Source organism: Mesorhizobium delmotii (genome assembly GCF_900149755.1).
Taxonomy (GTDB): Bacteria; Pseudomonadota; Alphaproteobacteria; order Rhizobiales; family Rhizobiaceae; genus Mesorhizobium; species Mesorhizobium delmotii.
In genome coordinates this window covers 226941-234211 of record NZ_FUIG01000019.1, presented here as the reverse complement: position 1 = coordinate 234211, position 7271 = coordinate 226941, and the positions used below count along the sequence as shown (strand labels likewise).

The window sequence follows — 7271 nt, the reverse complement described above, 5'->3', positions numbered from 1 at the left end:
AGTCAGGATAACGGCGTCCTGCCAGCCGACGAACTCAACGACGCCGAGGTCGAAGCGCTCTACGAATACAACCCTTTCGAGGGAGCCAGGTCGGTTCATTGAACCGGCCTTCGCTTTGCCTGCGTCGAGCGCACCGCGCCCGCCAGGCAGGGCGCTTTCGCGCCTGTCCGCACTTCGCGCCCCGTCCCGGACGTCGCTCCTGCCGGGTCCGGCGCCGCGCGCAACGGCTGCGCCGTCCTCCACTGTCGTTTCGGCCCAGGACCACCCCATCGCGCAAGCGCGGTGGGGACCCCGGTCGGGTGCCCGCGCCTCCTGATCGCCCCGGCTGACGGACCGCCGTGACGGGGCCGCGATGGGCGCGGCCTTCAGAATGGAGGTTCAGGAAAATGAGCAGAAAAGAAAAAGGATCGCGGGCAGACCTCTACGAGAGGATAACCGAGAAGATCGTCGCCGATCTCGAAAATGGCGTGCGCCCTTGGGTCAAGCCTTGGAGTGCGGGTCATCAAAGTGGCAGCGTCAACAGGCCGCTGCGCCACAATGGGCTGCCCTATCAGGGTATAAACACGCTGCTTTTGTGGTCCGAAGCGGTCGCACGGGGCTTTGTTTCACCCTACTGGATGACATTCAAGCAGTCGGTCGAACTGGGCGGCCATGTCCGCAAGGGCGAAACCGGCACCACAGTTGTCTATGCCGGCAGCTTCAGCAAGACCGAAATCGACGCCAATGGCGACGAGGTCGAGCGCGGCATTGCGTACCTCAAAACCTATACGGTCTTTTGCGCGGACCAGATCGAGGAGCTGCCGTCGCATTACTACACAGCAGCGGATCCCACGGCCAGGCCCGTCGAACGGATCGAAAATGCCGATCGCTTTTTCGACAACACCGGGGCAGTCGTGCGCTATGGCGGTGACAAGGCGTTCTACTCGCCATCATCCGACCACATCCAATTGCCGCGCCCGGAATTTTTTAAGGAGATGGCGTCTTTCGTCGCTGTCCGTGCCCACGAAAATTTACATTGGACAGCAGCTCCTCGTCGTCTGAACAGGGATCTCAGCCGCTACCACAAGGATCGCACGGACCGCGCGCGCGAAGAATTGTTGGTGGAGATCGGATCAGCGCTCATTTGCGCTGACCTCGGCATCGTTCCGGAACTGGAGCCGAGGCCGGATCATGCGTCCTACCTTCAAAGCTGGCTGACCGTACTCGGGTCGGACAAGCGGGCGATCTTCACGGCCGCAGCGCACGCGCAGCGCGCCGTCGCCTATCTGCACGGACTGCAGCCGCAGTCAGAGACGATGGGGGAGGCGGCCTGATGCTCCCTTGCGTCCACTTTCGAGATCGAAGCTCTGATTGCGACGGGAACGCCATTCCGATAGGCGTTTCCGGCGGCACCAACCAGGCTGCAACACTGTCCGTCTTCGGAGTCCGGATCAGTTCGATTGCCCGCGAATACGATCTCGGGGGCCTTCACGGTCCGCCCGAGTGTCGAGGGATATTATGTCCGCGCGATCTCGGACGGCACGTTTCAAGCCGCTGTTTGAGCGGCGGATTGTCCCGCGAGCCGGCCATAATCTGCCGCATGAAGCGCCCGAAGCCTTTGCAAAGGCTGTTCTAGACTTGTCGCGAAAATCCTGAAGCCTTACGTCGCAGCAGTCAGGCGCAAAAAATCGTCGCAGGGTTTGGGATTTTGTGGACGGAATAATAAGCACGCAGGAGAAGGAGAGCAGATGCCTGAGCTAGACCCGGATGTTGCTGACGAAGTGCCGTGGTCCGACAACATCACCCCTTACGATGACCGGCACAAGGTGACCTATATGCGTCTTCTCGATGCGGAGGCAGATGGCGCTGACTGGCGCGAAGTCGCCCGGATTGTCCTTCACCGTGACCCTGTGGCCGAACCAGAGCGCACCCGCCATTGTTGGGAAGAGCATCTGAGACGGGCAAAATGGATGACGACAACCGGCTACCGAAAACTCCTTGCCGGCGACCGCGACACCCTGCAGTAAAGCGCCATCACGGTCGCGCCGGCGCGGCCACCATGATCGCGCAGCGCTGATCCCTCCTGGCCCTGGTCGCCGCCTTGGCGCACGGCCGGGATGCGGATGAACAGCTGTCACTGTCCCGCATGGTCACTGAATGGATCGGCTGACCAGAAACGGTCGGTCGAAGCGTTTGGCAGCATCGCGCAGCGGGACCGAATCCGCGCATGGGCAGGATAGGCTGTCGCAAGGTCGTGTCGGGCTGGTGCGAGCCCGCCGGCGAGCGACGGAGGCCTGGCTTGATCGCGGACGGTTCCGCACCGCGCCGGCGCGCCTTCCCGATGCGAACGGCTGCATCTGCGGACTGGGATTCCGTTCGCCCTTCCCGTGGAGGCGTTCGGCACCTCGCCATTCCGCCGAGCGCGTGGCGCATTGCCTTCGGCCTGCGGCGAACCACAGCTGCCATCGATCAGGCGGGGATCGGAAGGTCGCCGGAAGCGATGAGGCCCGCTCCGCCGCGCCCCGGCGTTGAGGGGCGTTGCCGACGTTACCGGCGTCAATCGTCCGCGGTCATCCCGTCTCCGGTTCCGCTGCCAGTGGAAAAAAATCCCTCCGAAACGAAATAAGCCCCTAAGTCCGTTCGGTTTCCGGCCGCAACCCCCGCGGCTCCGGACCGTGTTGGCGCTTCGCGCCTGCCCGCACCACTCCGGGCCTTGGGGGCAAGCCTCGTGCGTTCCGCTCCGGTTGCAGGCGGCTCCCGACGGCCTTGGCCGGGTCTCGTTCGGAGGGACTTCTCCCCCGGACGAGCAAAATGGAGACAGGAAATGACCAACATCGTTCTTCTCGCCGGCAACATTGGCAACGACCCCGAAACCGCGACCACCCGCGGCGGCACCAGGATCACCGACTTCCGGCTCGCAACCTCCCGTCCCCGCCGCGTCGACGGCAAGGTCGTCAAGGGCGAGAACGGCTATGCCGAGCAGGACACCGAATGGCACCGCGTCAAGTGCTTCAACGGGCTTGCCGAGACGGTGCAGAAGCACTGCGTGAAGGGCATGAAGGTCGCGGTCCGCGGACGCATCCACTACACGCAGTGGACCGACAGCGAGGGCGTCGAGCGCTACGGCTCGGAGATCATCGCCGACGGCGTCGAATTCCTCGCCTGGCCGAAGCAGCGCGACAGCGCCGGCAACCAGAGCGAGGACACCGACGAGATCCCCTTCTGAGAGGCGGATCGCACGGCCCCGCCGCGAGGCGGGGCCTTCCGCATATTCTGCCCGCAATCGCTTTCAGTTCTGCGCCGCCTTCCTCAACCAGTCGCGCATTTGCCGCGCTGGCCTTGACAGGTGCGGCGTGTCAGGGGTCAACAGATGATACTGTTCCCGTCCCGGTAGCACCGGGCCGGGAAGCTGAACAAGACGCCCCGAGCGCAGATGCTGGCCGCAGGAGAGATGGTCGCCGATGGCAATGCCAAGGCCGCGCAGCGCCGCGTCGATGCACAGATGGGTGCGGTTGAAGAAGAGGTGGTTGTCGACATCGTCCAGAATGACGCCTGCCGCTTCGCAATAGCGCCGCCACCAGTAGAGCCCGCGCTCGTGGATCAGCCTGTGCGCCGCGTAGAAGTCTGGTGAGACCGGATCTGGGCCCTTGGCGATCAATGCAGGCGAGGCGACCGGGAATGCGTTGAGATCAAGGAAGGGCTCGGAGCGAAAGCCGATCAGCGCAGCCGGTCCCCAGGTCAGCACCAGGTCGACATCGCCGGGCAGGCTGCGCGGCGGATCCGGGCGGCAGCGCAGATCAACGTTGAGCCGCAGCGCGTCCAGCGCCTCCGCCGTCAGCCGCGGCATGAGCCACACAACCGCCAGATCGGTTTCCACATCCAGAACCACTGTTCCCTTGGCGGTGCCGCGCCTCAGGCGCCCGACGCCGAGCGCCAGATCGGCGAAGGACCGGGCGACGGTGCGGGCGAAAAGGCTGCCTTCGCCGGTCAGAACGACATGGCGGGCATGACGCTCGAAGAGTTCCACGCCCAGTTCCATCTCCAGATTGCGCACATGTCGGCTGACGGCGGCATGGCTGACGCCCAGTTCGTCCGCCGCCGCAGCGAAGCTGCCATGCCGGGCAGCTGCTTCGAAGGCGCGGGTGGCGTTGAGGTTCGGCAGTTTGCGCATGAGACCAGCATAACAAAAGCGTTCGCTTGCGGCAAAAAATATCGTTTGAGTGAAATCTCACTTCGCGGCATCTCACTGACACCCCATCGCCAGGAGGATGCCATGACCCGACCGCAGAACCCCCAAACCCGGATGATGGTCGCCCTGATCCTCGGGGTGACGATCTACGGCCTCGCGATGGGCACCACCTACCCGCTTCTGGGTCTCTTGCTTTCGGATCGCGTGTCGGGCGCGCTAAATGGCCTGAATACGGCAGCGACCGGCCTCGGCCTCATGACCGGCGTGGTGCTGGTGCCCGGCCTCGCCCGCCGGTTGGGCGCGGGTCGAGCGGCGCAGGCAGGTGTGGGGCTGCTGGCGGGGGCGCTCGTTGCACTGGCCTTCCTGCGGGACTTCTGGCCGGTGTTCGCGGCCCGCATGATTCTGGGCTGCGGTGCAGGTCTCATGTTCATCGTCGCCGAAACGGCGCTGAACGCCGCCGCGGCGCCCGAGCGGCGCGGGCGGATCATGGGCGTCTATACCGCTGCTAATGCCCTCGGTTTCGTACTCGGTCCCGCGATGATCGCGCTGATGCCCGACCGCCCGGCCGCGCTTCTCCTCGTTTGCGCCGCGATAGCGCTGATGGCGCTGATCCCGTTCGCTGCGGTGGAACGGCCGGTGAGCCGCTTGGTCGTGTCGGGATCGGGGCGCCACATCGTGTCGGCCCTCACAGCCTTTCCTTTAGCCTTCGGCTTTCTCTTTATCGCGTCGATGATTGATGCCATCGCCATCAGCCTCATGCCGGTTATCATGCTCGATCGCGATTTCGACGTCTCGCAGGCGGTGCTGCTCGCCGCGGTGTTCCATGTCGGCCTGGTGATCGGTCAGCCGCTGATCGGGCTGGCGCTGGACGGGGCTGGCCGCCGCCGCACGGTGCTGGGTTGCTGCGGCCTATCGCTCGCCTGTACCCTGCCGCTGGTCTACGGATCAGGTATGGGGTTCTGGCCCGTAGCCGGGCTGATGCTGGTCTGGGGCGGCGCGAATTACGGGCTCTACACCGCTGGGCTCGCGCTGATCGGCGACCGCTTCCGGGCTGAGATGCTGACGGCGGCCACCGCCGCCCTTGCCTCTGTCTATGCTCTGGCTGCGGTCATCGGCCCCGCCGTCGCCGGCGGCATGATGAATGCGCTCGGCGCGCAGGGTCTATTCGGGGCAGCAGCGGTCGTCTATCTGACGGCGCTCTGCGGTGGCCTCTGGCTGTTTCGGCCTGTCGAGCCGGAATGGCAGAAGCATCAAATCCGCTGATGTCCGCAACAGGCTCGATCGTGCCATTCGCAATGCATGTCGAAGACAACTACAAACTTTCGGCTTCGACTGCGGGCGGCTGCTGCGCGTGTCCCGCCTCGGAACTCGAACATCTGGAAAGGGACCTCGTGGTGGAAATCTGCCAAGTCCAGCTCGTGTTCAATGTGCGAGCCGATTGGGCGGCACGCGGGCTCGGCCCGCAGCCCAATCCCCGCTCTCTTGAGATGGCTTCCTGGTCCAGCCCGGATCTTCCACGATCCAACCCCTAAAGGGGTCCGCTCACATGGGACGTTTGTTATCAATGCTGCATGCTAACCTCCGGAGAATTTCAGAACCCAGGTCTGAGCCAATTCCATGACACGGCTCACAGCTGAGCCTATCAACCTCACATCCGGTCGCCGTTAAAATTCGGCGGCACCAATATCCCGCATACGGCGGCCAGGCTCAGGACGACGAGACCATTCTAGCAAAACGGCGGTTAGCCATGCGGACCCCCGGTTCGTCGACCTGGATCTGCCAGAACTGATCAGGTCCCGGTAGATTTCGAGAAGGATCGAGAACTTAGACTTTGTTTGTGATGACGCCTTCCATCAGCACACCTGATGTCACGTACTTCCAAAGTGCCACGAGCAATTTTCGCGCCAGCGCCACGATCGTCGATTTCTTCCGACGACCATGATTGGCTTGCGTACGCTCGCGAAACCACTTGGAGAGCGCGGAATTCGGCTGATGCCTCAACCAGAGCCAAGCCGTCTGAACAAGCGTGACCCGGAGTCGGGGATTGCCGGCCTTCGACACGCCTTGTTCCCGATCGATTGAACCGCTTTGCCACGGCGTAGGGGCAAGACCCGCGTAGGAGGCTATCTGGCGGCGATTATCGAAATGGCGATATAGTGCCTCCGTCCACAAAATCGTTGCGACCTCAGCGCCAATTCCCTTGATGCCCAGGAGCATTTCGACCTGAGGCTGGTTGGCTTTCTTGACCTGAGACCCAAGGAGCGCATTGCGTTCGGCTTCTACAGATTTGATCTGTTCGAGCAGCAGCTCCAGGCGATCCAGCTCTCGGCTGACCTGTCTTTTCAGGTGGACAGGTAGGTCGCGCCCGTCTCCAGTCTTCAACTCGTCGAGGCGCTTGCGGCGGTCTTTATGCAGCGGCTCGTAGCCCGATATTCCCTGTGAATACAGCAGTCCCTTGATCCGATTTACGTGTGTAACGCGCTCACCGGTCAGTGTCTTGCGCTCGCGGGAAACTCGCCGCTGATCCTCTTCCTCGGGTGATGGGACGTGCACCATTGCGCAAACGCGCGGCTCACCTCGCTTATGTGCCATCAAAGCTCGCAGGAGCGTCTCGCCGTCAAGTCGATCAGTCTTAGCCTGCCGCCGCCGGCGGGATACTGTGATCGACGCTGGATCTACGACATTGCTTTCAATCCCTTCTCTCGTCAGCAAACGATGGAGCCAGAAGCCATCCAGACCGGCCTCCTGGATTGTGATGATCGGGTAAGCACGCCCTGTTCTGTGCAAGGCCTTATCCCGAAGGACTGACATCCGTGAGAGGAGATCCGCAGCATCACCGGCAATGACCGAGAACTTTGACATCTTCTCTCCGCTTGCCGGTGACAACGAGGTCACCAACCACGTGGAGCGGCTGAGTTCGAGCGAAACGAAGATGGCGCCTAGATCGGTCTGGATGGGCGCAGGATTTACAGTTGCGTTCATAGCGCGGTCGCCTCCAAGGTACGTTGATTGTCCAGCAACCTCATTTTGCAGAACCGCTGGCCGTCCTCCACCCATGGGATCTAGCAAGCTGCAGCCGCGCCGGTTTCGCCTTTGCGGTGAT

Annotated in this window: 6 protein-coding genes; 4 read left to right on the top strand and 2 right to left on the bottom strand. The window is 62.9% G+C overall.

Annotated features, from left to right (window positions below; all coding sequences use genetic code 11):
• Positions 1-386 precede the first annotated feature (386 nt).
• From BQ8482_RS11995 to BQ8482_RS11985, 3 genes are all read left to right on the top strand, one after another.
• Entirely contained in the window at positions 387-1313 is a 927-nt protein-coding gene (locus tag BQ8482_RS11995) for an ArdC family protein (RefSeq protein WP_123147801.1), read from the top strand.
• Between the two features lie 414 nt (positions 1314-1727).
• Positions 1728-2006 carry a DNA -binding domain-containing protein gene (locus BQ8482_RS11990; RefSeq protein ID WP_123147800.1) on the top strand — a complete coding sequence of 93 codons (279 nt, stop codon included), beginning with the start codon at positions 1728-1730 and terminating at the stop codon, positions 2004-2006.
• A 797-nt stretch (positions 2007-2803) separates the two neighbouring features.
• On the top strand, positions 2804-3205 hold the full coding sequence (locus BQ8482_RS11985; protein WP_123147799.1) for a single-stranded DNA-binding protein: 402 nt from the start codon (positions 2804-2806) through the stop codon (positions 3203-3205).
• Positions 3206-3268: 63 nt separating this feature from the next.
• On the opposite strand, the gene BQ8482_RS11980 is transcribed toward BQ8482_RS11985, so the two are convergent.
• A complete protein-coding gene (locus BQ8482_RS11980) occupies positions 3269-4150 on the bottom strand; it encodes a LysR substrate-binding domain-containing protein (protein WP_133254752.1) in 882 nt (293 codons plus the stop codon).
• On the opposite strand from BQ8482_RS11980, the gene BQ8482_RS11975 reads away from it, so the two are divergent.
• Positions 4034-5431: an MFS transporter gene (locus tag BQ8482_RS11975; protein WP_133254751.1), complete on the top strand. Its 1398-nt coding sequence runs from the start codon at positions 4034-4036 to the stop codon at positions 5429-5431. The two genes, BQ8482_RS11980 and BQ8482_RS11975, sit on opposite strands and share 117 nt — an antisense overlap.
• Positions 5432-5992: 561 nt before the next feature.
• Here BQ8482_RS11975 and BQ8482_RS11965 read toward each other — a convergent pair.
• Entirely contained in the window at positions 5993-7150 is a 1158-nt protein-coding gene (locus tag BQ8482_RS11965; RefSeq protein WP_123147796.1) for an IS110 family RNA-guided transposase, read from the bottom strand.
• Positions 7151-7271: the final 121 nt, after the last annotated feature.

Bases quoted from the DNA above. Each gene is read 5' to 3' on its own strand.
- BQ8482_RS11995 (WP_123147801.1), top strand. From the start codon at position 387: ATGAGCAGAAAAGAAAAAGGATCGCGGGCAGACCTCTACGAGAGGATA.
- BQ8482_RS11990 (WP_123147800.1), top strand. From the start codon at position 1,728: ATGCCTGAGCTAGACCCGGATGTTGCTGACGAAGTGCCGTGGTCCGAC.
- BQ8482_RS11985 (WP_123147799.1), top strand. From the start codon at position 2,804: ATGACCAACATCGTTCTTCTCGCCGGCAACATTGGCAACGACCCCGAA.
- BQ8482_RS11975 (WP_133254751.1), top strand. From the start codon at position 4,034: ATGTCGGCTGACGGCGGCATGGCTGACGCCCAGTTCGTCCGCCGCCGC.
- BQ8482_RS11980 (WP_133254752.1), bottom strand. From the start codon at position 4,150: ATGCGCAAACTGCCGAACCTCAACGCCACCCGCGCCTTCGAAGCAGCT.
- BQ8482_RS11965 (WP_123147796.1), bottom strand. From the start codon at position 7,150: ATGAACGCAACTGTAAATCCTGCGCCCATCCAGACCGATCTAGGCGCC.